This window comes from Mesorhizobium sp. BR1-1-13 (genome assembly GCF_020165515.1).
Taxonomy (GTDB): Bacteria; Pseudomonadota; Alphaproteobacteria; order Rhizobiales; family Rhizobiaceae; genus Mesorhizobium.
On the sequence record NZ_JAIUIH010000001.1, the window covers coordinates 846,252 to 871,933 of the forward strand.

21 protein-coding genes are annotated in these 25,682 nt (G+C 64.8%); 7 read left to right on the forward strand and 14 right to left on the reverse strand.

The features are described from left to right. Positions 1–105 precede the first annotated feature (105 nt). From LB533_RS04180 to LB533_RS04190, 3 genes are read left to right on the forward strand one after another with little or no spacing between them, the layout of a single operon-like run. Positions 106–1,692 carry a sugar ABC transporter ATP-binding protein gene (locus LB533_RS04180; RefSeq protein ID WP_140639570.1) on the forward strand — a complete coding sequence of 529 codons (1,587 nt, stop codon included), beginning with the start codon at positions 106–108 and terminating at the stop codon, positions 1,690–1,692. Then, entirely contained in the window at positions 1,689–2,999 is a 1,311-nt protein-coding gene (locus tag LB533_RS04185; protein ID WP_140551610.1) for an ABC transporter permease, read from the forward strand. The genes LB533_RS04180 and LB533_RS04185 overlap by 4 nt, the downstream gene beginning before the upstream one ends. Then, positions 2,996–3,964, forward strand: coding sequence for a substrate-binding domain-containing protein (locus tag LB533_RS04190; protein WP_140551609.1), 969 nt, complete (start codon positions 2,996–2,998; stop codon positions 3,962–3,964). The genes LB533_RS04185 and LB533_RS04190 overlap by 4 nt, the downstream gene beginning before the upstream one ends. A gap of 248 nt (positions 3,965–4,212) precedes the next feature. Here LB533_RS04190 and LB533_RS04195 read toward each other — a convergent pair whose 3' ends face one another. From LB533_RS04195 to LB533_RS04220, 6 genes are read right to left on the reverse strand one after another with little or no spacing between them, the layout of a single operon-like run. Next, positions 4,213–4,674, reverse strand: coding sequence for a MarR family winged helix-turn-helix transcriptional regulator (locus LB533_RS04195; protein WP_140639293.1), 462 nt, complete (start codon positions 4,672–4,674; stop codon positions 4,213–4,215). Then, positions 4,671–5,255 carry an amino acid synthesis family protein gene (locus tag LB533_RS04200; protein ID WP_140639292.1) on the reverse strand — a complete coding sequence of 195 codons (585 nt, stop codon included), beginning with the start codon at positions 5,253–5,255 and terminating at the stop codon, positions 4,671–4,673. Before LB533_RS04200 ends, LB533_RS04195 begins: the two co-directional genes overlap by 4 nt. Then, positions 5,248–6,129 carry a UPF0280 family protein gene (locus LB533_RS04205; RefSeq protein WP_140639291.1) on the reverse strand — a complete coding sequence of 294 codons (882 nt, stop codon included), beginning with the start codon at positions 6,127–6,129 and terminating at the stop codon, positions 5,248–5,250. Before LB533_RS04205 ends, LB533_RS04200 begins: the two co-directional genes overlap by 8 nt. A gap of 2 nt (positions 6,130–6,131) precedes the next feature. Continuing rightward, a complete protein-coding gene (locus LB533_RS04210; RefSeq protein ID WP_224676723.1) occupies positions 6,132–7,673 on the reverse strand; it encodes a 6-hydroxynicotinate reductase in 1,542 nt (513 codons plus the stop codon). Further along, positions 7,670–10,654: a molybdopterin-dependent oxidoreductase gene (locus LB533_RS04215; RefSeq protein ID WP_224556391.1), complete on the reverse strand. Its 2,985-nt coding sequence runs from the start codon at positions 10,652–10,654 to the stop codon at positions 7,670–7,672. Before LB533_RS04215 ends, LB533_RS04210 begins: the two co-directional genes overlap by 4 nt. Next, the gene (locus LB533_RS04220; RefSeq protein ID WP_140639289.1) at positions 10,651–11,511 is read right to left on the reverse strand and encodes an FAD binding domain-containing protein; all 861 of its coding nucleotides are present in this window, start codon (positions 11,509–11,511) and stop codon (positions 10,651–10,653) included. The genes LB533_RS04215 and LB533_RS04220 overlap by 4 nt, the downstream gene beginning before the upstream one ends. Positions 11,512–11,842: 331 nt before the next feature. Here LB533_RS04220 and pncA point away from each other — a divergent pair, with 331 nt between their 5' ends. Both pncA and LB533_RS04230 read left to right on the forward strand, forming a co-directional pair. Next, a complete protein-coding gene (pncA, locus tag LB533_RS04225) occupies positions 11,843–12,457 on the forward strand; it encodes a bifunctional nicotinamidase/pyrazinamidase (RefSeq protein WP_140639288.1) in 615 nt (204 codons plus the stop codon). 79 nt (positions 12,458–12,536) lie between these two features. Beyond that, on the forward strand, positions 12,537–13,919 hold the full coding sequence (locus tag LB533_RS04230) for a sodium:proton antiporter (protein WP_140639568.1): 1,383 nt from the start codon (positions 12,537–12,539) through the stop codon (positions 13,917–13,919). 48 nt (positions 13,920–13,967) lie between these two features. Here the strand turns inward: LB533_RS04230 and LB533_RS04235 are convergent, their stop codons facing one another. From LB533_RS04235 to pncB, 7 genes are all read right to left on the reverse strand, one after another. Then, positions 13,968–14,690, reverse strand: coding sequence for an ABC transporter ATP-binding protein (locus tag LB533_RS04235; RefSeq protein WP_140639287.1), 723 nt, complete (start codon positions 14,688–14,690; stop codon positions 13,968–13,970). Beyond that, positions 14,687–15,412, reverse strand: coding sequence for an ABC transporter ATP-binding protein (locus LB533_RS04240; RefSeq protein WP_140639286.1), 726 nt, complete (start codon positions 15,410–15,412; stop codon positions 14,687–14,689). Before LB533_RS04240 ends, LB533_RS04235 begins: the two co-directional genes overlap by 4 nt. Further along, positions 15,409–16,371 carry a branched-chain amino acid ABC transporter permease gene (locus tag LB533_RS04245; RefSeq protein ID WP_140639285.1) on the reverse strand — a complete coding sequence of 321 codons (963 nt, stop codon included), beginning with the start codon at positions 16,369–16,371 and terminating at the stop codon, positions 15,409–15,411. The genes LB533_RS04240 and LB533_RS04245 overlap by 4 nt, the downstream gene beginning before the upstream one ends. Beyond that, complete coding sequence (locus LB533_RS04250; RefSeq protein WP_224676724.1) at positions 16,368–17,249, reverse strand: branched-chain amino acid ABC transporter permease; 882 nt, start codon at positions 17,247–17,249, stop codon at positions 16,368–16,370. Before LB533_RS04250 ends, LB533_RS04245 begins: the two co-directional genes overlap by 4 nt. A gap of 97 nt (positions 17,250–17,346) precedes the next feature. Next, positions 17,347–18,651: an ABC transporter substrate-binding protein gene (locus LB533_RS04255; protein WP_224676725.1), complete on the reverse strand. Its 1,305-nt coding sequence runs from the start codon at positions 18,649–18,651 to the stop codon at positions 17,347–17,349. A gap of 156 nt (positions 18,652–18,807) precedes the next feature. After that, complete coding sequence (locus LB533_RS04260; protein ID WP_224676726.1) at positions 18,808–20,244, reverse strand: hypothetical protein; 1,437 nt, start codon at positions 20,242–20,244, stop codon at positions 18,808–18,810. A 185-nt stretch (positions 20,245–20,429) separates the two neighbouring features. Further along, positions 20,430–21,734, reverse strand: a complete 1,305-nt coding sequence (gene pncB / locus LB533_RS04265) for a nicotinate phosphoribosyltransferase (RefSeq protein ID WP_140639281.1) — start codon at positions 21,732–21,734, stop codon at positions 20,430–20,432. Positions 21,735–21,926: 192 nt separating this feature from the next. On the opposite strand from pncB, the gene speB reads away from it, so the two are divergent. Beyond that, positions 21,927–22,982, forward strand: coding sequence for an agmatinase (gene speB / locus LB533_RS04270; protein ID WP_140639280.1), 1,056 nt, complete (start codon positions 21,927–21,929; stop codon positions 22,980–22,982). Between the two features lie 47 nt (positions 22,983–23,029). Here the strand turns inward: speB and LB533_RS04275 are convergent, their stop codons facing one another. Next, positions 23,030–24,433, reverse strand: a complete 1,404-nt coding sequence (locus LB533_RS04275) for an MATE family efflux transporter (RefSeq protein WP_140639279.1) — start codon at positions 24,431–24,433, stop codon at positions 23,030–23,032. 243 nt (positions 24,434–24,676) lie between these two features. Here LB533_RS04275 and LB533_RS04280 point away from each other — a divergent pair, with 243 nt between their 5' ends. Continuing rightward, positions 24,677–25,594, forward strand: coding sequence for an AraC family transcriptional regulator (locus LB533_RS04280; protein WP_140639278.1), 918 nt, complete (start codon positions 24,677–24,679; stop codon positions 25,592–25,594). Positions 25,595–25,682 lie beyond the last annotated feature (88 nt).

Here is a 25,682-nt window from a genome sequence, read left to right on the forward strand (position 1 = left end):
GAAATGAGGCGATCTCGCGTGACCAGATAGAAGCTTGACAGGATCGAAACGTTTAGAATAGCGTTTATGACGTCAGACGACGACGGAAGGGAGGCCGCCTTTGTCATGGAGCACGGAAATTCCATCGCTCGGGGGGATGTTGCGGCGGCGGACCGTTCGGATGTCGTCCTGAGCGCCGAGCACATATCCAAGAGCTTCGGCGGCATTGCCGCCTTGGTCGACGTCGGTTTCGAGCTGCGGCGCGGCGAAGTCCACGCCTTGATGGGTGAGAACGGCGCCGGCAAGTCGACGCTGATGAAAATCCTTTCCGGTGTCTACACGGGTTATGAAGGCACGGTTCGCGTCGACGGCGTAGCCGCGAATTTCGCCGGCGTGCGCGACGCCGAGGCCGCCGGCATTGCCATCATCCACCAGGAGCTCAACCTGGTTCCCGAACTCAACGTCGCCGACAACATCTTTCTCGGACGCGAGAAGCTGATCGCCGGGCTGATCGTCGACCGCAAGGCGAGCAGCCGCGCCGCCAGCGCCCTTCTGCAGCGGCTGGGCATCGAGCTCGACCCGGAAGCCCGTGTCGGCACCTTGCGCGTCGGCGAACAGCAACTGGTCGAGATCGCCAAGGCGCTGTCGATGTCGGCGCGCATCCTGATCATGGACGAGCCGACCTCGGCGCTCTCTCCAGCCGAATGCCAGAGGCTGTTCCGCATCATCCGCCAGCTTGCCGACAGCGGCGTCGCCATCGTCTACATCTCGCACCGCATCGACGAGGTCATGCACCTGGCGGGCAGGGTCACGGTGTTTCGCGACGGACGTCACGTGCTGACGCGGCCGATGGGCGAGCTCGACGAGAACGCCATCATTTCGGCGATGGTCGGGCGCGACCTGCTGGCCTCCTCGGAAGAGGAGCGCCGTTACGGCGGCGAAGTCGTGCTTTCCGTCGAGAACCTGTCGCTGACGAAACCCGACGCCCATGGCTGGCGCACCGTGATCGACGGCGTCAACTTCGAACTCGCCGAAGGCGAGATCCTTGGTATTGGCGGGTTGCTGGGTTCAGGGCGCACCGAAATCCTGGAGGCGATCTTCGGCTCGAGCGATGGCCGCACCGGCGGCGAGATCCGGCTCGACGGCGCGTCGGTCGAGATCCGCTCGCCGCGCGATGCCAGGCGCCTCGGCATTGCGCTGGTGACCGAGGACCGCAAGACGCAAGGCCTGCATCTCCAGGCTTCCATTACAGACAACGTCGCGTTGCCGCTGGTCGGATCGCTGGCGCGCTTCGGCATCCGTTCGCTGGCCGGCGAACAGGGGCTGGCGCGCCAGGCGGTCCGGGCGCTCGGCATACGGTGCGAGGACATCGACCAGCCAGCCGGCACGCTGTCGGGCGGCAACCAGCAGAAGGTCGTCATCGGCAAATGGCTGGCGACACGGCCGCGCGTGCTTCTTCTCGACGAGCCGACGCGCGGCATCGACGTGGGCGCCAAGCGCGAGATCTACGATCTCATCTTCAAGCTTGCGCGCGACGGGCTGGCCATTGCCGTCATCAGCTCCGAATTGCCCGAACTGCTGCACCTCTCGGACCGCATCCTCGTGATGGCCGATGGCCGCCAGACCGGCATCCTTTCCCGCGATGCGGCGAGCGAGGAGGCCATCATGCGTCTCGCCGCGCCGCGCCGCACGATTTCGAGACCAGCCGCATGACCGCCTTGAAACTCCTGTCCCGCACCAAGCTCTATTGGGGCCTGATCGCCATCTTCCTGATCGGCGTGCTGGGCTCGCCGGTCAGTTCCAAGGGCAACAACATCTTCCTGTCCTACGGCAATCTGCTCGACGTGCTGCGCCAGGTGTCGACCACCGGCCTGATCGCCACCGGCATGACGGCGGTGATCATCACCGGCGGCATCGACCTTTCCGTCGGTTCGCTGATGGCAATCTGTTCGGTGGTCTGTGCCATGCTGCTGACGGTTCCGGGCGTGACGCCGGGAGTGGTGCTTGGCGTGCCCACCGTCGCCTTGGTGGCACTCTGTCTCGGCTTCATCGTCACCCGCTTCGTCTTCCTCAATCTCGAAAAGTCGCGCGCCGGCGCCGATGCCTCGCGCGACGCAAGGCTGGACCGCGCCCGCGGCCTGGTCACGCCGGCAATCGTCGGCGTGGTCCTGTGCTGTCTTTCCCTGTGGTACCTGCTGCCGCAGGTCGAGCCCAAATTCGGCGTGCTCGGCGTGCTGCTGGTCGCGCCATGCGTGGGCCTGCTGTTCGGTGCGCTCAACGGCTTCATCATCGTCGCCGGGCGTCTGCAGCCCTTCATCGTCACCCTGGCGATGATGGTGACGGCGTTGGGCATCGCCCGGCTGACCGCCGGCCAGAACAATGCCGTGCTGCCGGTCTATACCGGCTCGAACGCCACCGAGGATTTCGAGCTGCTGCGCTCCATGGTGTTCGGAGTCGTCCCGATGCCCGGCCTGTTCTTCCTCGGCGCCATCCTGATCTATGGCGCGGTGCTGCGCTTCACGCCGTTCGGCCGCTATGTCTACGCCATCGGAGGCAACGAGGAGGCGGCCAGGCTTTCCGGCATCGCCGCCGGCCGGGTCAAGATCGTCACCTACGCCGTTTCGGGCCTGCTCGCCGGCATTGCCGCGGTGCTCTATGTCGCTCAGTACCGGCAGGGCAAGCCCGATGCCGGCGCCGGCCTGGAGCTCGACGCCATCGCCGCCGTGGTCATCGGCGGCACCAGCCTGATGGGTGGGCGAGGCAGCCTCACCGGGACCTTCTGCGGCGTGCTGATCTTCGGGCTGCTGTCCAACATATTGCAGCTCCACAACATCAATTCGAACCTTCAGCTGGTGCTGAAGGGGATGATCATCATCGGCACAGTGCTCGTGCAGGAGCGCAACGCCGGTGATCTCCTAGCCTATCTGCGCCTGCCCGGAGCGGCGCACAAGGAAACGGCCGCGGCAAAACGGCCGTCGCAAGAGACCCGGTCTCTCAATCTCGGAGGAAACAAGAAATGAAACGACGTGACACGCTGAAGCTTGCCGCCCTTGGCGCGGCATTGCTGACCACCACCGCGCTGCTCTCCACCGGCCACGCCTTGGCCCAGGACAAGAAGTGGAAGATCGGCTTCTCGCAGGTGACGACCATCGAGCCTTGGCGCGCGCAGTTCAACAAGGACATACTGGCCGAGGCCGCAAAGCATCCCGAGGTCGAGCTGATTATCACCGACGGCGAGGACAAGACCGAGAAGCAGGTCGCCGACGTAGAGAACCTGATCCGCCAGGAGGTCGATGCGCTTTTGGTGTCGCCGAAGGAATCGGCCGGGCTGACCGGCGTCGTGCAGCAGGCGATCGACGCCAAGATCCCGGTCTTCGTGCTCGACCGCAATGTCGACACCAAGGACTACACCCAGTTCGTCGGCGGCGACAACAAGCTGATCGGCCGCGCGGCCGGCGAATATGCCGTCGAGCTGCTCGGCGGCAAGGGCAAGGCATCGGGCAACGTCGTCGAGATCTGGGGCGGCATGGGCACCCAGCCGGCGCATGACCGCCACGACGGCTTCCATGAGTTCACCGACAAGGAGCCGGGCATCAAGTACCTGCTCGACCAGCAGTCGGGTGACTGGAAGCAAGACCAGGCCTACAATCTGATGGCCAACGCGCTGAAGAGCAACGAGAAGATCGATCTCGTCTACGGCCACAACGACCCCATGGCCTACGGCGCCTACCTCGCCGCCAAGGATGTCGGCCGCGAGAAGGACATCAAGTTCATCGGCATCGACGGCCTGCCGAACGAAGGCGTGCAAATGGTGAACAAGGGTGAGCTGACGGCGACCTTCACCTATGTGACCCCGGGCGCGGAAGGCTTGCGCCAGGCGATCAAGTTCCTCAACGGCGAGAAGGTCGAAAAGACCATCACCTTGCCGACGCAAAAGATCACCAAGGAAAACGCCGCCCAGGTGCTGAAGGACAACGGCCTCTGAGTTTTCGCCGGAGATAATTGCCGGCCCAAGGTCCAGGTTCTTCGTCCCAGGGACCTTCCTCTCCCCCGTCGATCGGGGGAGAGGTGTCGAGCGCAGCTCGACGGAGTGGGGGTCGACACTTGGCGCGCGCCCTGTTCCCCTTTCAATATCCGTCGGCGGCGGTGGCCAGGTGGCTTCCCACTCCGTTGCCGCTTCGCAGCGTCGCCTATTCCCCTCCGGAGGGAGAGGAAGGACCTCGTCGCCGGCCCCTACGCCAATTTCGCCAGCAGCTTCATGAAGGTGGCGATCTCCTTGGCCGTGAGCGGTGCCAAGGTTTCCTCCGTAATCTCGCGCGCCAGCGGGATCAGGCGTTCGATCGCCTGTCGCCCCTCGGCGGTCAAATTGACCAGCAGCCGCCTCTTGTCGCCCTCGTGCTTGGAGAGCTCGACGAGGCCGCGCGCCTTCAGCCGGTCGATGACGCCCTTGACCGTCGCCGCATCCATGGCGATCAGCGTACCGAGCTGGTTCTGCGAAGTCTCGCCGACATCGCGCAGCTTGGCCAGTGCCGCGAATTGCGGCGGCGTCAGGTCGCCGATACGCGCCGCGAAGATCGAGACATGGCGCTGGTGCGCCTTGCGCAGGATGAAGCCGACCTGTTCCTGCAGGTGGTAGTCCTGATCGTCGGCCTCCTCGACCTCGACCAGCTTCAGCAGATTGTCCTCGCCGCTCACCGCAGCCCGTCCCAGGCCTTGATGTCGTCGGCGGCCAGGCCGCCCATGCGATTGTGCACGCGCGGACCGCAGGTCATGGCGAGGCAGAACAGGATCTCATCGGGGCGCGGTCCGTCGCCGACGCCGACTTCCATCGCATCGAAATGGCTGCGCACATAGGCGGCGTTGATGTGGCCGAGAGGCACATCCAGCCGCGAGCCGAAGGCGCCGACCTTCTTGGCCGACGGCACGATCGCCTTGGCGCCGCCGAGCCGCTCGCGCATGGCGTAGCCGCCCGGCACATGCCAAAGCGCGCCATGCTCGAGTTCGCCCGATATGCCGACGATGGCGCCTTTGCCATAGCCGTCGATCTGCTTCACGTCGCCACCCAATGCCGCGATCAGCCGGTCGGCGAGCAGCAGGCCAAGCGGCTTCAGATCGTCCATGGCGCTCTGCAACTCCTCGACATAGCGCCCGGCGAACGGGTTCTTCACCAGTGCCATGGCGGCGGCACGGCGGCGCGGCACCTTGGCCTCCGGCCCGCCCTCATGAAAGATCTCTTCGGTCAGCACCACGATCTTGCGGATCGGAAACTCAGGCATGGGCAACTTCCTTCCCTGGACTTTTGTCGGGCGCGGCAAGCGCTATTGAGCCCTCGATGCGGGTCTGGCCGGCGAGGAACAGCGCCGATGCGGCGATCAGTCCCCTGCGGCGGAAATCTTCGGCGACGGCAAGTCCGCTGTCCAGCGCCGTGGCAATCTCTTCGGCAGAAAGAGGCCCGACCTCTTGCGTCACCAGCCTGTCGCCAAGGTCGTTGTCCGGCGCCAGATCATGCGCGGGCACACGCCGAATAGCGGGATGGTTGGCCAAGTCGACGGCATTGGCGATCAGCGTCGCCGCGGCATCGGCCTCGGCGCCGGTCCTCGCCAGCACGGTGACGGCGTCGGCGATGCCGAGCGAAAACGAGCGCCCGCGCCAGCCGCTGGTGGCAACGCCGCCTACCTCGTCCTCGGCGCGGATGACGATGCGGTCGGCAAGGCCATGGCCGGTGCCGGCAATGGCAAGGGTGATCGATTGGCCGGCATCGAGATGCAGCGCGCTGTCGCCGCCATTGTTGACGTAAGCACGATCGAGTTTTCGTCCGGCACTCAGCGCGGCAAGTATTTCGTCGGCTACCGAACCGGCGACGGCGGCCATCGGCGTGATGAAGTCGTCCGCCAACGGGGTAACTGCCGCTTCCATGCGCCGCGCCGTCGGGCCGGCGAAGGCGCGCGGGCGCAACGTGGCCGGCCGGCGCAACTCGGGCAATTCCTCCACCAGTTCTGGCAGGATGGTCTGGAACCGCGCCACGGCCTGCTCATAAGCTCGCCGGCATTCGCCTGGCGTCCCAAAGACCTCGACGATCAGGTCGATCGGCCCGTGGTTGAGGTGCAGCCGCCTGCCGTCCCCGAGCCAATGCGCTTGCGGACCGTTCATCGTCACGAGGCCCCGTTCGCGGGCGCGCGCCGCAACTGCGCCAGCGGCGGCCACGGATTGCCGGCCGGCGCACCGCCGCCCTGGCGCGCGTTCAGGTACTCGCCGCCCTTGGCGACGACATCCTCGACGCTGCGGATCTCGGCTTCGTAGCCACCGAGCCTGATATAATCGTCGCGGCGCAGCGTGAATTCGATCGGCGCCACCAGCGCCGGCGTCGGCACATAGCCGAAGGCGCCTTCCGGCACACGCATCACATCCACCATCAGGGTGATGCCGCCGCCCGGCCAGACATAGACCGGCGCGCCGCCGACCGTCACATAGGTGGTCAGGCCCTGCACGGAACGGGTCAGGTTGACCGGATTTTCGGTGACGCCGGCGCGCAGCGAGCCGCCGGCGCCGCCGACGAACAGCACGGTGCACAGCGCCGGCTCGCAATTGTCCTCGATCAGCCCTACGGATTTTCGCAGTCGCTCGGGAAACGGTTTTTCGACCGGCTTCAGATCGTCGTCGAGCTCGTAATAGGCGAACTGCTCGCCGGTGGTCGAAACCATCAGCAGCGACAGGCCGGGCCGCGCGCCCCTCCTGGCGTTCCATTCGCCCAGGATCGACAGCGGGTCGGATATGCTGGTGCCGCCCCAGCCGAGGCCGGGCTCGGAGACCTTGAAATAGCGCCCAGGCGTCGAGCGGCGGCCGATGATCTTTATCCCCGTGTCCTGCCAGCCCAGCACCTTGCCGGCCTGATGCTCGGAGACGACGCCGGTTATGTGGTCGTCGACCACCACCACCTCGTCGACCAGCCCGCGCCATTGCGTGGCGAACATGCCGATGGTCGCCGACCCGCAGCCGACCCGCATGCGATGCTCCTGCTTGCCGTCGATGACAGGCGGTTTGCCGGCTTCGACTATTATAGTGGCGCCGCCGTCGATGGTCAGTTCCACCGGCTTGCGGTTGCACAGATCGAGCAGCGCATCGCAGGTGGCGCGGCCTTCAGCCTTGGAGCCGCCGGTCAGATGATGCACGCCGCCCAGCGACAGCATCTGCGAGCCATATTCGCCCGTCGTGACATGGCCGATCGCCTCGCCTTGCGAGCGTACGACAGCCGTTTCGGGTCCGATATGACGGTCGGTATCGATCTTCACCTTGACGCCGCAATAGGAGAAGATGCCCTCCGTGACGACGGTGACGAGATCGACGCCCTCGACCTGCTGGCTGACGATGAAGGGCGCCGGCTTGTAGTCGGGATAGGTGGTTCCGGCGCCGATCGCCGTGACGAAGCGGCGGCCGGTGTTGACCAGTTCGCCGTCCCAGGCCTCGCCCTCTGCGACGAAGGGCACGACAGCGCCGTCGATCTCGGCGGTATGATCGAGAATGGTCAGCGGGTCCATGCGCACGATCCGGCCGCCGGCATTGCCGTAGCGGTCGCAAGCCCCGGTGCGGCCATCTGCGATGTAGCACATCACGGGGCAGGCATCGCAGCGGATCTTCTCCGCCACCAGCTTCTCGCCGGGATCATGGGTTTCGAAGCGTTCGGCAAGCTCGCTCATCGGCATGCCTCCTTCTCGCGAATGGCGGCGCGGATGCGAGTCGGCGTCGCCGGAACTTTGGTGATCGCAATACCGGTCGCATGGCGGATGGCGTTGAGGATCGCCGGCGCCGTCGGGATCAGCACATGTTCACCCAGGCCCTTGGCGCCGAACGGCCCTTCCGGGTCTGGCACCTCGATCAATACCGTCTCGATCGGCGGCACGTCGCCGATGGTTGGAATGAGATAATCGTGCAGGTTCTCGGTGCGGCCGGGAATATACTCTTCCATCAGCGCCATGCCGATGCCTTGCGCGATGCCGCCCTCGATCTGGCCCTCGACCAGCAGCGGGTTGATTGCCTTGCCGACATCGTGCGCGGCGGTGATCTTGACCAGCTTGACCGTGCCGAGCTTGAGGTCGACCTCGAGCTCGGCGATCTGCGCGCCGTAACCATAGACCGCATAGGGCTTGCCCTGGCCCTTGGCGTCGAGCGGCAAGGTCGGCGGGTCGTAAGTCTCCTCAGCGCGGAAGACGAAGCCGTCGGCATCCGCTTCGAGGGCGCCAAGATCGACGCGGCGGATCGCTTCGCCCTCGCAGATGATAATCGTCGGGCCGTCGAGTTGAAGCGACGCCTTTTGCGAGACATTGGCAAAACGCAGGATCTCATCGCGCAAGGCACGGCCCGCCTTCTCGGCCGCCTTGCCGGTGACGAAGGTCTGGCGCGAGGCCGAGGTCTTGCCGGCATCGGGAGTGATCGCGGTGTCGGCGTTTTTCAGCCGGAACCTTTCCAGGGGCAGACCGAGCGCGTCGGCGCAGATTTGCGTGACGACGGTGTTGGAGCCCTGGCCGATGTCGACGGCGCCCTGGTGCAGGATGATCTCGCCTGACGCCGCAATTCCGACCCGGATGGTCGACGGATTGGGTAGCGAGGTGTTGCCGCAGCCATACCAGCAGGACGCGATGCCGACGCCGCGCTTTTTATCCACGTTGGCACTGTTGAAGGCATCCGCGTCAGCCGTTGCACGCGACCAATGCGGCCGCAGGACATCGAGGCATTCGGCAATGCCGACGCCGGACTCCAGCCTTTGCCCGGTAACCGTTTCGGAGCCGTTCCGAAGGCAGTTCTTCAAGCGAAAATCGAGTCGGTCAATCCCGAGCTTATCGGCCAGCTCGTCATACAGCGTCTCCTGCATGATTGTCGCCTGCGGCACGCCGAAGCCGCGAAAGGCGCCGGAAATCGGCCCATTTGTATGGATGGCGCGGCCTTCGGCGCGGTAGTGCGGTGTCGCATAGGGACCGGAGGCATGCACCGGCACGCGGTTGGCTACCGTCGGTCCCCAGCTGGCATAGGCGCCGGTGTTGAAATCGCCTGAGAAAATCATGCCGGTGACATGACCCTCGGCGTCGGCTCCAATGGTCGCTTTCATCTCGGCTGGATGACGCTTGGTGGTCGACATCATCGATTCATTGCGTGTGTAGGCAAGCGAAGCCGGTCGCCCGGTCTTCATCGCCACCAGGCCAATCAGCGGTTGCAGGGACACGTCGAGTTTGGAACCAAAACCGCCGCCGGTCGCGGTCGGCACGATGCGCACCTTGTCGACGGGCAGGCCCAGCACCTTCGCCGTCTCGTCGCGATCCATATAGGGCGCCTGCGTGCAGGCGACGACGACCAGCGTGTCGCCATCCATATAGGCATGGCCGGCTTCCGGCTCGATATAGGCATGCTCGACATAGGACGTCTCGATCGCACCGGTCACGATGACGGCGGCATCGGCAAGCGCCGCCTCGGGATCGCCGCGTTCGACGAAACCCTTGGTCAGAAGGTTGGCCGGGCGGTTCGCATGGATCAGCGCCGCACCTTCGGCCTGTGCCTCGCAAGGCTGCAACAGATGTGGCAGTTCGGTCCAGCGAATCGGGAAATCCGACAGGTCGAGATCGAGCATCGCCTCACGCTCGCCGGCCACCAGCGCCACCGCCTCGCCGCGAAACCGCGCCAAGCCTTCGGCGAGAGCCGGCTGGTCGGCGAACGGACCGATGACGCCGAAACAGTTCTTTCCCGGGATATCGGCGGCCGTAAAGACACCGGCGATGCCGGGACGAGCTTTTGTCCAGCCGTCGAGGTCGCCGAAGGCGAAGCTGGCATGGTAGTGCGGCGAGCGGATCACCAGCACCGCCAGCGCATCGGCCGGGAAGGAATCGCCGCCGAATTTTTCACCGCCGGTCACCTTCGGCACGCCATCGAGCCGGATCGGGGAGGAGCCGACCGCGTTGCCCGAGGCTGGCATTCTTCGGTCAAGATCGCGATCCAATTGGTGAAGCTGGCGCTGCCCCTCACCCGCACCCTCTCCCCGTAAAGAACGGGGAGAGGGGATACCCGACGCTGGAGCGCTTCCCTTCTCTCCGTCACTATACGGGGAGAAGGTGCCGGCAGACGGATGAGGGGCGGCGCCGTCGTTTGATGGTTCTTCCCGCCCTGCCTCCATCACCGCAGCGACGATCTTCCGGTACCCGGTGCAACGGCAGAGGACGCCGCCCAGCGCATCCTGCACCTCGATTTCGCTCGGCCTGGCTTTCTTGTCCAGCAGAGCGGTCGCCGCCACCAGCAGGCCGGGCGTGCAGATGCCGCACTGCGCCGCGCCATGTGCCAGGAAGGAGGCCTGCAGCGCCGACAGCCGGCCATGGGCGAGCCCTTCGACCGTCGTCACCGAGGCCCCGGCGGCCGACGCGGCCGGCATCAGGCAGGCGCAGACCGGTTCGCCATCGACCAGCACCGTGCAGGCGCCGCAGTCGCCGGCGTCGCAGCCGACCTTGGTCCCCGTCAGCAGCAATTCGTCGCGCAGCACCGAGGACAGCCGGCGCAGCGGTGGCACGTTGACCGAGACGGCGGCGCCATTGACCGCGAAGGTGATCTCGGCGCGTGCGAGGCGGGGCTGACCTGCGTCACTGTCGGAAAGGGCTCCGCCGGGTCGACCTTGGCTGATGTCAGGCTGTGCTTTGTTCATGCCGCCGCCCTGTCACCATTCACCGGCCCCGCAGCCGCCAGCACGGCGCGGACAACGATTTCGCGCGCCGCGTCCTGCCGGTATTCGGCGCTGCTGCGCACGTCGCCGATCGGCGACAGCTCTTCCATCGGCGCGGCGAGAACCGCTGCGGCCAGTCCATGATCCGCCGCCAGTCCGCGCAGGGCCGCCTCGACCCCGCCGAGCCGCTTTGCGACAGCCGAGCAGGAACCGACGGCGACCGCCGCTTGCGCGACGATGCCGTCCTGCACGACCAGGCGTGCCGCCGCCATGGCGATGGAGATGACGAGATAGCGCCGCGCGCCGAGCTTGACGAAAGCCGACATACCTGTGCCGGCCGTTTTCGGCACGCGGATGGCGGTAACCATCTCGCCGGGCCGCAGGTCCGTGCGGCGATTGCCGAGGACGAATTCCCCGAGCGGCAGGTGGCGCATCGCTTGCGCCGAGCGCAGTTCGACCTCGGCATTGAGCACCAGCAGCGCCGGCACGCCATCCGCGGCCGGCGAAGCGTTGCAGAGGTTGCCGGCGATCGAGGCGACATTCTGGATCTGAACGGACCCGACCTCCCGCGCCGCCGCTTTCAGCGCATCGAAGGCTGGCGGCAAGGGATGGCGAACGATATCGGTCCAACTGGTGCGCGCGCCGATCCGCCAGTGCGTTTCGGTCTCCGCAATGCCGCGCAGGGCCGCCAGCCCGTTGATGTCGAGCACATTGTCGCGGAAAGGCTTGCTGCCTTGCGCCGGGTAGAAGTCGGTGCCGCCGGCAAGGATGCGCCACGAAGCTTCGCCAAGCAGGGCGAGCGCCTCGTCGACCGTGGTGGGTTTCGCGTAACGGATCACGCTTTGCCTTCCCAGAAAAAGGGCCTTTCCGAGGGAACTTGCCGGCGTCTGGGCCCGGCTCAAATTCATTCGTATGCAAATGATATCAAGTCGGCAGAAATTGTCAAAGCCGGAGTTTGCAAGGCACCCGCACGACCACCGCCGCCACGCATTTGTCTTGCGTAAATCCAGGTGCAGCAGCGCTCTTCGCGCGTCCAGGGGGCACGTGCGACGCTGTAATGGTTGACGCGGCTCGCCATCTGGTCAAGTTTCTTTCTCGGTCGCGCCAGCGGCTTTCTTTCGCCGGGATCCCCCTGGGGGCCCGAGCCCGATACCGCCAGGAAGGAACCCCATGGCCGAGGAAGCGCTTGTCGTCATCGACCTGCAGAACGATTTTTGCCCTGGCGGCGCGCTGGCAGTGGCCGGCGGCGACGAGATCGTGCCGCTGGTCAACGACCTGATCCGGCGAACCGACCATGTGGTGCTGACGCAGGACTGGCATCCAGCCGGCCATTCGAGCTTTGCCTCAAGCCATCCAGGCGCCCAGCCTTTCGAAACCATTGAGATGCCCTACGGCCAGCAGACATTGTGGCCGGACCATTGCATCCAGGGCAGCCTCGGGTCGGATTTTCACTCGGGTCTTGCCTGGACCAAGGCCGAGCTCGTCATCCGCAAGGGATTTCGGCCTGATATCGACAGCTATTCGGCCTTCTTCGAGAACGACCACACAACGCCGACCGGCCTTGCCGGCTATCTCAGGGAGCGCGGCATCGACACGCTGACCCTGGTCGGCCTGGCGACCGATTTCTGCGTTGCCTTCTCGGCGCTCGACGCGGTCAAACAGGGGTTCACAACCACTGTCAGGCTCGATGCCTGCCGCGGGATCGACCTCAACGGTTCCGTCGAGACGATGCTGGCAAGGATGCGCCAAGCAGGCGTGACGCTCGAAGACCACGCGGCGGACTAATCGCATCGTGGGGGCAAAGAGGGGGTCCATACCGACAGCGACAGCTTTGACAGCAGGCGCCGCCGTGGTCGCTGTCGCGATGCTGTTTCCGGGAACGGTCTTCGCCGCGGAGGAACACGGCCTGCCAGGCCGGACGATGTCGCTGTGGTGGGCACTGCCCTTTGCCGGGCTGTTGCTGTCGATCGCCACGGGACCGCTGCTTTTCAACCATCTATGGGAGCATCACTACGGCAAGATCGCAGCGCTCTGGGCGGCTCTGGTGGTGGTGCCGCTCGCATCGGCCTTCGGCACGACGCTGGCAACGGAAGCGGTGCTGCATGCGCTGCTCACCGAATACATGTCGTTCATCATTCTCCTGTTCGCGCTGTTCACCATTTCGGGCGGCATTCTCGTGGCCGGCAACATCCACGGCACGCCATTGGTCAATGCCGGGCTGTTGCTCATCGGCGCCCTGCTCGCTTCCGTCATCGGCACTACCGGCGCCTCGATGATCCTGATCCGGCCGCTCATCCGCGCCAATGACAACCGGGCGTTCAACGCCCATGTCATCATCTTCTTCATCTTCCTGGTGTCCAACATCGGCGGTTCGCTGACGCCGCTCGGCGACCCGCCGCTATTCGTCGGCTTCCTGCGCGGCGTCGATTTCTTCTGGACCACCGCCAACCTCTGGCGCGAGACCCTGTTCGTCGGCGTCGTCGTGCTCGCAGTCTTCCTGGCGATCGACATCACGCTGCATCGCCGCGAAATGGGCGCGCCAAAGATCAAGGACCCAACGCCGGACACGAAGGTGCGCATCCGCGGCCTGCCCAACCTGCCGCTGCTGGCCGGCGTGATCGGCGCGATCCTGCTTTCGGCCACATGGAAGCCCGGCATCGGTCTTTCCATCCAGGGGGTGGACCTCGAGCTGCAGAACCTCGTGCGCGACGCCGTCATCCTGGCGCTTGCCTTCGTTTCGCTCGCCGTCTCGCGCAAGGAGTATCGCGAGGCGAACGGCTTCAACTGGGGGCCGATCGCGGAAGTGGCGAAACTGTTCGCCGGCATCTTCATCTGCATCGTGCCCGTGGTCGCCATCCTGAGGGCCGGCCATGAAGGCGCGCTGGCGCCTCTGGTCGCGCTCGTCACCTCCGGGCAGGGCATGCCCAACGATCTCGCCTATTTCTGGCTGACCGGGGCGCTGTCGTCCTTCCTCGACAATGCGCCGACCTATCTGGTGTTTTTCGAGCTTGCCGGCGGCGCCCCTCGGCATCTGATGACCGAGCTCGCTTCGACCTTGGCGGCGATCTCGGCGGGCGCGGTGTTCATGGGCGCCAACACCTATATCGGCAATGCGCCGAACTTCATGGTCTACGCCATTGCCCGGCACCGCGGCGTGAACATGCCGGGTTTTTTCGGCTACATGGCATGGTCGGGCGCGGTGCTGATCCCGACTTTTTTGGTCGCAGGGTTTCTGTTCTTCGGGTGAGCCGGCGAGGACGCCAGGCCCTTGCCTTCCAGAAGGAGAGAATAATGCTCAGCCTACGCCGACATAGCGCCTGACCGCCGACGGGTCGGCGCGCAACGCCTCGACGTCGACCGTCTCGCGGTTGCGGCCGTTCTCGATGAAGGCGACGCGGTCGGCGACCGACAGCACGGCGTCGACCCGCTGCTCCACCAGGATGGTGGAAACGCCCCGTTCGCGCAGCTTGGCCACCGTCTCGCGGATTTTTGCGATCATCGACGGCATCAGCCCTTCGGTCGGCTCGTCGAGCAGCAGCACCTGTGGTTCCAGGCAGAGCGCGCGTGCCATGGCCAGCATCTGCTGCTCGCCGCCCGACAAGGTGCCCGAGCGCTGCCTGAGCCGCTGGCGCAGCAGCGGGAACAGGTCGAGCACGTTTTCGCGAACGGCCTTCGCCTTGCCGCGCGCCATCAGCCCGATCTCGATGTTCTCCGCCACCGTCATTTCGGCGAACAGCCGCCTGCCTTGCGGCACATAGGCGATGCCGGCTTTCGGCACCTCGTGGGCAGCCAGGCCGGTCAATTCGTGGCCAGCGAGGCTGATCGAACCGGCATTGGCCCGGACCAGTCCCATGATGGCTTTCAGCGTCGTCGTCTTGCCGGCGCCGTTGCGGCCGAACAAGCACAACACCTCGCCCGTGTTCAGCACCAGGTCGAGGCCATAGAGCACCTGGACCTCGCCATAGAAGCAGTCCAGTCCCGCGATCCGCAACGCTTGCGTCTTGCTCGTCTCGGTCATGGGGCGGTCCCCAGATAGGCTTCCTGCACCGCCGCATTTTCGCGGATCGCCTCCGGCGTGCCCTCTGCCAGGATCTTGCCGGCGTTGAAAACGGTGATGCGGTCGGCAAGCTGCATGACGACAGGCATGTTGTGCTCGATCAGGAGCACGGTGGCGTCCCTGGCGATCTCGCGCACCAGGGCGATAAAATTGTCGATCTCGCTGTCGGCGAGCCCCTGCGTCGGCTCGTCGAGGATCAGCAGGCGCGGCTTCAGCGCCAGGCCCATCGCCACCTCCAGCAGGCGCTGGTGGCCATAGGACAATTGACCGGCCGGCATATGGGCACGGTCGGCCAGCCCGGTGCGTGCGAGCGCCGACATGACAGCGGCCCGTATCGCGCTCTTGGAATGGCCATGCCGCAGCGTCAGTTGCACGGGCAGCGCGATGTTGGCGTAAACGGACAGGTTGGCATAGATGCTGGTGATCTGGAACGTGTAGGCAATGCCCTGGCGGACCCTGACATAGGCCGGCAGGCCGGTGATGTCGGAGCCGTCGAAAACGATCGATCCGGACGAGGGCGGGATACGGCCGCTGATCAGGCTGACGAAAGTGGTCTTTCCGGCACCGTTGGGGCCGATGACAGCGCGGATTTCGCCCGGCACCAAGGTGAAATCGACGCTGTCGACGGCGCGCAGGCCGCCGAAATTGCGCGACAGGCCTTTGGTGGTCAGAAGCGGCGTCATGGCAGCCATCCAAGCCAGCGCTGCCGGATGCTGCCCAGAATGCCTTTCGGGAAGAACAGCACCAGCAGGATCAACGCGACCCCGACGATCAACAGGTAGGCGGAGGTGAAGCCGCTGGTGATGTCGATGACATAGTACATGAACAGCGTGCCGATCAGCGGTCCGAGCGTGGTGGCGGCGCCGCCGAGCAGCACCCAAAGCAGCGGCAGGATCGAGTACTGTACCGAGGCGAAGCTCGAGCCGACATAGCCGAACAGCAGCGCATAGGCCGCGCCCGACGCCGCGCAGATCGTGCCTGAGACGACCACGGCGGCGAGCTTGTTGGAGAATGTATCGTAACCCAGCATTTTGGTCCGTTCCTCGTTTTCGCGGATGGCGACCAGCACGCGGCCGTATCGGGAGCGGACGACGGCCAGTGTGACCAGAAGCACGAGCGAGAACAGCGCCAGCGCGCTCATGTAGCGCACCGTCGGATGGGTGAGATCGAGCGACATCGCGCCGAAATTCAGGACGCGTGCCGGCTGCGGCACCACCATGCCCTGGTCGCCGCCGGTCCACGCGGCAAAATAGAGGATGAGGAGGTAAAAGACCTGCGCGAACATCATGGTGACGATCATGAAGGCGACACCCGTGGTGCGCAGCGCCAGCAGCCCGATCACCAGCGCCAGCACCGCGCCGCAGGCGATGCCGCTCAACAAAGCCGCCGGTACGCTCCAGCCGAGCTGGATGACGGCAAGGCCGGCGCCGTAGAGGCCGGCGGCAAAGAACATGGCATGACCGAGACTGAGCAGTCCGACATAGCCGAACAGCAAGTTGTAGCCCATGGCGAAAACCGCCAGCACCATGATGCGGGCGACGAGGCCGTGATGATAATCCGGCAGCACGAAGCTCAGGACAAAAAGCAGCGCGATGGCGCCGAAATGGAGGCCGTAGGCTTTTGCCGGCGAGGTCTCGCTCATCGCGTCGCCGTCCCGAACAGGCCCTGCGGCCGGAACACCAGCACCATGGCGACCAGCAGCGTGGCGATGATCTTGGCCAGCGTCGGCGAGAAGAACACCGAGATGATGCCGTCCGACAGCCCGATCAGCACGGCGGCGATGACGGTTCCGCGCAGCGAGCCGAGACCGCCGATGATGACGACGATGAAGGAAAGCAGCAGCGGATCCTGCCCCATCAGGTAATGCGCCTGGCTGATCGGCACAATCAGCACCGCCGCAATGGCCGCGAGCACGGCGCCGAGCGCGAAGACGCCGCCATAGACGCGATCGACCGGAATGCCGAAAGCCTGCGCCGTCTCGCTGTCATACTGCGTGGCACGCATGACGAGGCCGATCCTGGTGCGCGTCAGCACCAGCCATGTCACGACGAGCAGAAGGGCGGATGCCGCGATGATCGATAGCTTGTAACCTGAATAGCCGAACCACGGCAAAAGGATGCGGTAGCTGAAGGGCGGCTCCACCGGGCGCGCTTCCGGACCATAGAAGGTCAGCGCCAGCTGCTGGATGATGTAGAGCATGCCGATGGTGGCGACGATGGTGGCTTCCGGATTGTAGTTCAGCCGGCGCAGCACCAGCCGCTCGGCCACCAGCGCAATGGCGCCGACGATCAGCGGCGCGATCACCAGCGCCGCCAGGAACCCGAGCGCCGGATGGCCCGATATCGCCGTGGTGATCGCCCAGGCCAGCACCGCCCCCAGCATGAAGAATTCGCCATGCGCGACATTGACGACGCGCATGACGCCGAACACCAGCGACAGGCCGAGCGCGGTCAGCGCCAGCGCGGCTGATGTAACGAGGCCTTCTAGGGCGGCAAGCAGGAGGTGGGGGCCGAAGTGCATGGGCTAAATACCCAAGGTAGGCGCGAGGCGTACCCCCCTCTGCCCTACCGGGCAGAGGAGGGTACGCCTCGCACTCACGCTCGCTGGAGAAGCCAACCTAGAGCGCCTGCGTCGTATAATCCCCCTCGGCCTCGTAAAGCCCGTCCTCGATCTTGGTCTTGTGCACCACCTTGAGCTTGCCGCCTTCGACCTTGGAGATGTTCTGGATGCCGAAGCACTGGTGGATCTTGCCGTTGAAGGTTTTTGGCCCCTGCGGATGCTCCGGGCCTTCGGCGAATTCGGTCAGCGCCTCGGTCGCCTCGACCAGCTTGGCGCGGTCTTCCGGGCCCTTGTAGCCGGCGTCTTCCATCGCCTTCTTGACGACGTAGAGCGTCTCCCAGCAGCCGAACATGTGCGCGGCGGTGGAGACATCCTTGGGGTCGCCGACGGCCGCGCCATTGTCGTCGATGCCGACGGCGGCGCGATAGGCCTTCTGCGCCTCGGAATCGTCCGCCTGGGCATAACGCGGCGAGCCTTCCCAGAAATGACTGCCGTCCAGGAATTCGAGCCCGGGGCTGTTGATGTCGACCGCTTCCAGTGAATCGATGAAGCCGAACAGCTGCGGCCGGTTGGAACCGTAGAACTCGCCGAGCTCCTTGACGAAGGTAAGCACCGCCGGGCCGACCATGACGTGGTAGATCACCTCGGTCTCGGCCGGAATCTGCGGGAAGTATTTGGTGAAGGAGCTCTCCGTCGGTGGAATGGCGATTTGCGCGATGACCTCTGCGCCTTGCGCCTTCAGCGCCGGCGGGAGGTAGTCGCGGTGGTCGTAGCCGAAAGCGAAATCGGGGAAGATCTGCGTCACCTTCTTGCCGGCATTGGCCGCGATCCACGGTGCCATCGACTGGATCTGGCTCTTCACGTCGGTGATGCCGGGCTGGAAGACATAACGGTTGAGCTTGGTCGAGGCGACATGGTGGCCTTCGCTGACGACGAAATAGGGCATCTTGGCTTCACCGGCGGCGGGTGCCGAGCCGATGACGACATGCGAGAACAAGGTGCCGAAGACGATGTCGGTCTTGTGCTGGGTGGCGAACTTGCCGACCACCTCGGCGCCGCGGCCGGGATCGGTGCCGTCATCCTCGATGATGACCTCTACCGGCCGGCCATTGATGCCGCCGGCCGCGTTGATCGCCTTGACCGCTGCGGCCGTGGTCTTCTCGTACCAGCGGCCATAGGCGGCGCCGATGCCGGTTCGGTGCGACTGGAAGCCGATCTTGACCGGGGCGGAGCTTTGCGCCTGGGAGTAGCGGACGAAACCGGGCGCGACCGCCAGGCCGGCGCCGGCGGCGAGACCCTTCAGCGCGGTGCGGCGGGTGAGGCCGGCCTTGGAAAGATCGAAAAACCCATTCTTGTCAGTCACGGCAGTTCCCCTGTTTTTGAGTTTTGACCAATGGCTGGAACGTAGCAGGCCGCCCCCTGCGGATGGCCGAAATTGCATGTGTACAAACTAAATCACCAAAGCCCGGACACGGCAATGCCGTTTCCCCGGGCGGATCCCGGTTTATTTCCGCCGCGACTAGCCAACGGTCGGTGTGGCGAGCAGCCAGAGGCCGAAGACGGTGTAGGCGATCATCAGCAAGGTGAGCGGAAACTGGCTGAGCGCGGCGCGGAAGGCAACCGGGTGCAGCCGCGCGGCGAAGCCGTGGGCGACGAGCACGGCAAGCAGGTGACCTGTTATGATGGCGCCGGCCTGGACGTTCCACAGGCACCATGCCGAGCCCGCGCCGGCGACGATGCCGGCCTCGATCTGCATGTCGGCGGTGCCGAAAAGGTTCCAGCCGAGCGCGAATGGATCGGACAGCGCTGCAAGCGCATATTGGCCGTCGACCAGCAGCGCCGTCAGGTAATGCGCGACATGGTAGGCAAGCGCGATCGGCACGATCGACCAGACCAACAGTCCCGCCGTCTCGCCAAGCCTATGGCCGCCGCCGGCGAGCTTCTGGCCGACGACCACGGCAAGCAGGAAGACCGTCGCAAGCAGCACGAATGTCAGGACGAGGCCGAAACTGCCGCTCCCGGTCACCGCCGTGCGGCCGGGGAATTCCAGCGGATTGATACCGAACAGGCCCAGCCAGAAGAAGGTCTTCGACAGGCCGTCATAGGAAACGGAGGACAGGGCGAGCAGCAGGAAGGCCACGCCGCTTGCCGGCAAAGGCGCGGCGCTCAGCAGCTTGGCGCCCGGCCAGCACAGGCCGAGCCTGCCTTTCTCATCACGCTCGACCGGCGCGAAGCGCGCCACCATGGAGAAGAAGATAGTCAAGAATTCGCCACTCCGGCTCCAGTTCCGGTAGCCGAACAGCAACATCGCGATGAAGGTGAATAGCCAATAAAGGCCGGCGGCGAAGGCAAGCCGTGCGGGGTCGTCGGGCGCCGGATCGATGAGTTCGAACCAGGCAAAGGCCAGGAACAGGATGACTGCCGGCCAGCAGCCGAGCCAGCGGGGAAGGCGCACCTCTTCGTCGCCTCGAGTGGTTAGGCGCGAGACGAGGCGCCATGGCCCATACCACGGATTGAGCCACGACCAGAGATCGCCAAACAGGCCTTGCAGCAGCGTGCCGCCGGCCCACAGCAGTGTCCAGATCACCAGAGGCAGCGGGTTGGAGAGCGGATCGCGGCTGCCGAGAAAGCCGGCGGTGAGTACGATTGCAAAGCCGGCAAACGATATCAGGCTGACGGCGACGCGGGCGCTGTCGGTGAAGCTGAAAAACGGCAGGCGGCGGCGCCAGAAGCGGTCCGGCACTTCGGGCGGCAGCAATGCAAGGATGAGGAAACTGATGGCGACGGCGAAGGCGCCGCCGACGAAATAATAGCCGGTGGGCAGAAGCAGGACATGCCCGCGGTCGGAGGCGTGGGCGAAGGCGGGATTGGGTGAGAGGAACCACAATGCGGCAAACAGGATGAGTACCGACAGACGGAAGCACTCTACGGCGCCCTCCTCTGTCCTGCCGGACATCTCCCCCACTTGGGGGGAGATCGGCAGTTCGCTCGATCGGCGCTTTTCATTCGATGTTTGAGATCGGCGAAGGTTTGGATAACAGCCAATCTCCCCCCTCGTGGGGGAGATGTCCGGCAGGACAGAGGGGGGCGCGACGGAACTCAACCTATCCAGGTTTTCCACTCCGCTGCGAGCCCTCAACCTCACACCTTGACCAACTGCTCCACCCGGTCCTTTTCGCCGAAGATGCGCAAATAGCGCTCGATTTCTCTGGGGTCGCCCGTCGCCTTGGCCGGATTGTCGGACAGCTTGACCGCCGGCTTTCCGTTGGCCTCGGTGACCTTGCAGACCAGCGATATGGCGTCGAGGCTGTCGGTTTGCGTCGGCGCGCAGCCTTCGAAATCATTGGTGAGGTTTGTGCCCCAGCCGAAGGACATGCGCACCTTGCCCTTGAAGTGGCGGTAGGTCTCCTCGATGGTTTCGACCTCGAGCCCGTCGGAGAAGATCAGCAGCTTCTGCCTGGGGTCCTTGCCCTTCTCGCGCCACCAGGACAGGATCTTCTCGCCGCCCTCGATCGGTGGCGCGCTGTCGGGGCGAAAGCCGGTCCAGTCGGCCACCCAGTCCGGCGCGTCGCGCAGGAAGGAAGCCGTGCCGAAGGCGTCGGGCAGCACGATCAGCAAATTGCCGCCATAGTAGCGCTGCCAATCCTGCAGCACCTTGTAGGGCGCCTGTTTCAATTCCTTTTCCGAATTGGCCAGCGCTCCGAAGACCATCGGCAGTTCATGCGCGTTGGTGCCCAGCGCCTCGAGGTCGTTGTCCATGGCCAGCAGCACGTTGGAGGTGCCGGTGAAAGCCTCGCCGATGCCTTCCTTCAGCGCTTCCACGCACCAGCGCTGCCACAGGAAGGAATGGCGCCGGCGCGTGCCGAAGTCGGAAATACGGATGCCGGGCAGCGCCTTCAGCCGTTCGGTCTTGGCCCACATCTTGGCTTTGGCGCGGGCGTAGAGCACGTCGAGCGTGAAAGGCCCGAACGACCGCAAGGCGGCGCGCGAGCGCAATTCGTTGATGATGGCGAGTGCGGGAATCTCCCAAAGCGTGGTGTACATCCACGGGCCGCTGAAGGAGAGTTCATACTGCCCGCCGCGCCTGGAAAGCTCGTAGTCGGGCAGCCGGAAATTCTCCAGCCAGGCCAGGAATTCCGGCTCGAATATCTGCTTGCGGCCATAGAAATTGTTGCCGCCCAGCCAGATCATCTCCTTCTTGGAGAAGCGCAAGGTGCGGGCGTGGTCGAGCTGTTCGCGCAACTCGCCTTCGTCGATCTCCTCGGCCAGCCGCACCGAAGTGGTGCGGTTGATCAGCGAAAAGGTGGCGTCGACCTTGGGATACATGCCCCAGATCATCTGCAGCATCAGAAGCTTGTAGAAATCCGTGTCGAGCAGGCTGCGCACGATCGGGTCGAGCTTCCAGGTATGGTTGTAGACGCGCCGCGCAATATCGGTCCTGGCCATGTCTCGTTACCGCCTTCGCTGCCTGCCGCCCATGATCGCGACAGGCCTCATAGCATCGAATTGGCAAAAGCGCTGCCGCTTTCAGGCTGGCCCGACAAAAAGAAAGGCCTGCGGCAGCCAACCCATCCGAACGCAATTGATTTTTCCAAGGCGCTACCGGACACTCCGGAGAGACAGATAGGAGGAACCGACATGGGTTATGACAGCGGCAAGCTCGACGCGTTGCGCCGCAAATATGGCGAGAGCCATGGCGGCGAGATGTTCGACCCGAAGTTCCGCAAGGTCGCCGACAAGATCTTCTCCAAGTCGGGCACGCGGCTTGCGCCCTATTCCGGTATCCCCACCTTCCTCGCCGCGCCCTATCGTGAAATATCGGCCGACAACCCGGATTTCGGCGATTTGCAGGTGGCGATGACAGGCGTGCCGATGGATCTCGGCGTCACCAACCGGCCGGGCTCGCGCTTTGGGCCGCGAGCATTGCGGGCAATTGAGCGCATCGGCCCCTACAATCACGTGCTGGAATGCGCCCCGACGCATGAGCTGAGGGTCGCCGACATTGGCGACGTGCCGTTCCGGAGCCGCTACCGGCTGGAGACCAGCCATGAGGATATCGAGCGGCGCATCAACCAGATCGTCGACGCCGGCGTCATGCCGCTCTCGGTCGGCGGCGACCATTCGATCACGCACCCGATTCTCAAGGCGGTCGGCAAGAAGGCGCCGGTCGGCCTTATTCACATCGACGCCCATTGCGACACCAGCGGCCTGTTCGACATGACCAAGTTCCACCACGGCGGCCCGTTCCGCAACGCGGTGCTGGACGGCGTGCTCGATCCGACGCGCACCATCCAGATCGGCATACGCGGCTCAGCCGAATATCTGTGGGAGTTCACTTACGAGTCCGGCATGACGGTGGTTCATGCAGAGGAGATCACCGGTCTCGGTATCCCGGCGATCATCGAGAAGGCGCGCAAGATTGTTGGCGACGGGCCGACCTATGTCTCGTTCGACATCGACAGCATCGATCCGGCCTTCGCGCCGGGCACCGGCACGCCCGAAGTCGGCGGGCTGACCACGCGGGAAGTTCTCGAACTCCTGCGCGGCCTCAAAGGCCTCAATATCGTCGGCGGCGACGTTGTCGAGGTGGCGCCGCAATATGACGCCACCACCAACACCGCGCATGCCGGCGCGCAGGTACTGTTCGAGATCCTGAGCCTGATGGTGTTCAGCCCGGCGCTCGAAAGCAGCTGACGCCGACAATGACGGAAAGGCCGCCGGACACCCCGGCGGCCCTCTCATCAATGCCCGAACACCAAAGGCGGCGCCAGGCGGTCGCGCCGCAGCCAGCGCGCCAGAAGCAGTGCCGCCACCACCGCCAGTCCGCTGGACAGCCCGATCCAGATGCCGATGCCGTGGAAGCCGAACGGGAAGGCGAGCAGCACGCCGAGCGGCAGGCCGACGCCCCAATAGCCGATGGCGGCATAGATCATCGGCACCTTGGTGTCGTGCAGGCCGCGCAGCATGCCGGCGGCAACCGCTTGCGCGCCGTCGAAGACCTGGAACAGGGCCGCGAAGACCAGGAACGATACGGCAAGCGTGATCACTCTGGCATTGGCCGGATTGGTCAGATCGATGAAGGCGCTGATCAAGAGATGCGGCCACAGGATCATTACCAGGCCCATCAGGGCCATGAACGAGACGCCGATGACGAAGGCGGTCCAGCCGGCGCGCGAGACGCCTTCGCGATTGCCGGCGCCATGCGCAAGTCCGACGCGCACCGTCACCGCCTGGTTGAGGCCGAGCGGCACCATGAAGGAGATCGAGGCGATCTGGATGGCGATGGCGTGCGCGGCAAGCGAATCCGCGTCGATCAGCCCCATCAGCAGCGCCGCGGCATTGAAGATCGTCACCTCGAAAGCAAGGATGCCGGCGATCGGCAGGCCAAGCCGTAGCAGGCCCTTGAAGCGCGGCCAGTCGGACCGCCAGAAGCGGCCGAACAGATGATAGCGCCTGAATTTCTTCTCCCACATCACCACGGCGGCCATGCCGACGAACATCAGCGTTGAGGACAGCGAGGTGGCAAGGCCCGAGCCTGATATGCCCATGGCCGGGACGCCGAGATTGCCGAACATGAACACCCAGTTGAAGAGCGCGTTGCAGGCGACGGCGACAAAGACGATTATCAATGCCCAGCCCGGCCGCTCCAGCGCCGATATGAAGGAACGCAGCACGATATAGCCGTAGAAGGGCAGCACCGCCCATTCCAGCCAGCGCAGGTAGATGCCGGCGCTGTGCGCCAGAGCGGGCTCCTGGCCCATGGCGAGCAGCACGCTCTCGCCGTGCCAGAGAAAGATCCAGATCGGGATGCAGATGAGGATCGCCAGCCACAGGCCCTGGCGCACGGTGCGGCGCAGGTCGCGCACCGAATGACGGCGGCGGCCGAGCTCGGTCGCCATCATCGGCGAGGTCGCCAGCATCAGGCCGAGGCCGAAGATCAGCGGCATGAAATAGAGATTGGCGCCAAGCGCGCCGCTGGCCAGCGTGTCCGCCCCCAGTCTGCCCATCATCATGACGTCGGTGGCCGTCATGGCGGTCTGGCCGAGATTGGTCAGCACCATCGGCCAGGCGAGCGCCAGCGTCGCCCTGATTTCCTGACGCCAAAGATTTTCCGGCGCGCGAGCGCCGGCTTCGATCGCAGACATTGTTTCCGCTCTTTCAGAACACGGCGCGTCGGGACCAGGCCCGGAAGCCGCACGGCAAACGGCGCAAAATGGCGTCGTTTGCGTCGCCTTTTGAACGAAATGCGACATGATGGCAAGGGAGGAGGGATGGCGAGCGATTGAGCCAGAGGCAAACCGCAATCGCCGGCTCGCGTTCACTTGGCTATCGGCTGCTGCTAGGAATGCGGTGAGATTGGAATGCCGGCGCATTGCCGGGAGGATCGGATGCCGTTCAGGCGCAGGAAGAACACGGCCGCTATCCCGCGCACAGCGCCGGCCTTCGAACATATCGTCACCGAGGCGAGCGACAGTTTCCTGTGGCGGCTGGACGACTATCCCTGGGAGCGCAATGTCTGGAATTTCCATCCGGAGTACGAAATCCACCTCTTGCGAAAATCCTCCGGCGTCGTGCTGGTCGGCGACCACATCGGCGAATTCGGACCGGGTTATCTCACCATCGTCGGCGGCGGGCTGCCGCATGATTGGGTGACGGCGGTGCAGCCGGGCGAGCTGATCGAAGGCCGCGACATCGTCCTCCAGTTCGATGCCGAGAGGCTGCGCGGGTCGGCTGGCCTGTTGCCCGAACTGCGCGAATTGGAACCGTTCCTGGAGCGGTCGCTGCGCGGCATGGTTTTTCATGGCCGCACGGCATTGGAAGGCGCCGAGCTGATGGAACGGATGGGGGAGGTCAGCGGGCTAACCAGGTTCTGCCTGTTCCTGAACCTCGTCGATCTCCTCGCCAGGACCGACGAATACGAGCTGTTGTCTTCGCCGGATTTCTCTCCTGTTCTGGATGCCGCCTCGCTCGACATCATCCAGCGTACGCTGACCTATCTGTTTCAGCATTTCGCCGAAGATCTGAAGCTGCCTGATGTGGCGGCGCTCGCGGGAATGACCGAGAGCACATTCTCGCGCTTCTTCCAGAAGAACACCGGCAATTCCTTCAGTGACCACCTTGCCAAGCTGAGGCTGTGGCAGGCCTGCAAGCTGCTGGCCGATACCGATATTCCGATCACCGACATCTGTTTCCAGGTCGGCTACATGAACATCTCCAATTTCAACCGCGCCTTCATGCGCAAGCACAAGATGACGCCGTCATCCTATCGCAAGCTGTCGCGGCAGCGGCTGGCGATGCGCGCGTAAGCACGCCCTAAAAACCACCGTCCCCGAGTCCGATCGATACTCATGTGAGATTGGCCGCAACCGGATGCCGGTTTTTGCGCCGCACAAT

Excerpts from the sequence above, each read along its gene's own strand:
- LB533_RS04180 (WP_140639570.1), top strand. The coding sequence starts at position 106 with ATGGAGCACGGAAATTCCATCGCTCGGGGGGATGTTGCGGCGGCGGAC.
- LB533_RS04185 (WP_140551610.1), top strand. The coding sequence starts at position 1,689 with ATGACCGCCTTGAAACTCCTGTCCCGCACCAAGCTCTATTGGGGCCTG.
- LB533_RS04190 (WP_140551609.1), top strand. The coding sequence starts at position 2,996 with ATGAAACGACGTGACACGCTGAAGCTTGCCGCCCTTGGCGCGGCATTG.
- LB533_RS04200 (WP_140639292.1), bottom strand. The coding sequence starts at position 5,255 with ATGCCTGAGTTTCCGATCCGCAAGATCGTGGTGCTGACCGAAGAGATC.
- LB533_RS04205 (WP_140639291.1), bottom strand. The coding sequence starts at position 6,129 with ATGAACGGTCCGCAAGCGCATTGGCTCGGGGACGGCAGGCGGCTGCAC.
- LB533_RS04210 (WP_224676723.1), bottom strand. The coding sequence starts at position 7,673 with ATGAGCGAGCTTGCCGAACGCTTCGAAACCCATGATCCCGGCGAGAAG.
- LB533_RS04215 (WP_224556391.1), bottom strand. The coding sequence starts at position 10,654 with ATGAACAAAGCACAGCCTGACATCAGCCAAGGTCGACCCGGCGGAGCC.
- pncA (WP_140639288.1), top strand. The coding sequence starts at position 11,843 with ATGGCCGAGGAAGCGCTTGTCGTCATCGACCTGCAGAACGATTTTTGC.
- LB533_RS04230 (WP_140639568.1), top strand. The coding sequence starts at position 12,537 with ATGCTGTTTCCGGGAACGGTCTTCGCCGCGGAGGAACACGGCCTGCCA.
- LB533_RS04235 (WP_140639287.1), bottom strand. The coding sequence starts at position 14,690 with ATGACCGAGACGAGCAAGACGCAAGCGTTGCGGATCGCGGGACTGGAC.
- LB533_RS04240 (WP_140639286.1), bottom strand. The coding sequence starts at position 15,412 with ATGACGCCGCTTCTGACCACCAAAGGCCTGTCGCGCAATTTCGGCGGC.
- LB533_RS04245 (WP_140639285.1), bottom strand. The coding sequence starts at position 16,371 with ATGAGCGAGACCTCGCCGGCAAAAGCCTACGGCCTCCATTTCGGCGCC.
- LB533_RS04250 (WP_224676724.1), bottom strand. The coding sequence starts at position 17,249 with ATGCACTTCGGCCCCCACCTCCTGCTTGCCGCCCTAGAAGGCCTCGTT.
- LB533_RS04260 (WP_224676726.1), bottom strand. The coding sequence starts at position 20,244 with ATGTCCGGCAGGACAGAGGAGGGCGCCGTAGAGTGCTTCCGTCTGTCG.
- pncB (WP_140639281.1), bottom strand. The coding sequence starts at position 21,734 with ATGGCCAGGACCGATATTGCGCGGCGCGTCTACAACCATACCTGGAAG.
- speB (WP_140639280.1), top strand. The coding sequence starts at position 21,927 with ATGGGTTATGACAGCGGCAAGCTCGACGCGTTGCGCCGCAAATATGGC.
- LB533_RS04275 (WP_140639279.1), bottom strand. The coding sequence starts at position 24,433 with ATGTCTGCGATCGAAGCCGGCGCTCGCGCGCCGGAAAATCTTTGGCGT.
- LB533_RS04280 (WP_140639278.1), top strand. The coding sequence starts at position 24,677 with ATGCCGTTCAGGCGCAGGAAGAACACGGCCGCTATCCCGCGCACAGCG.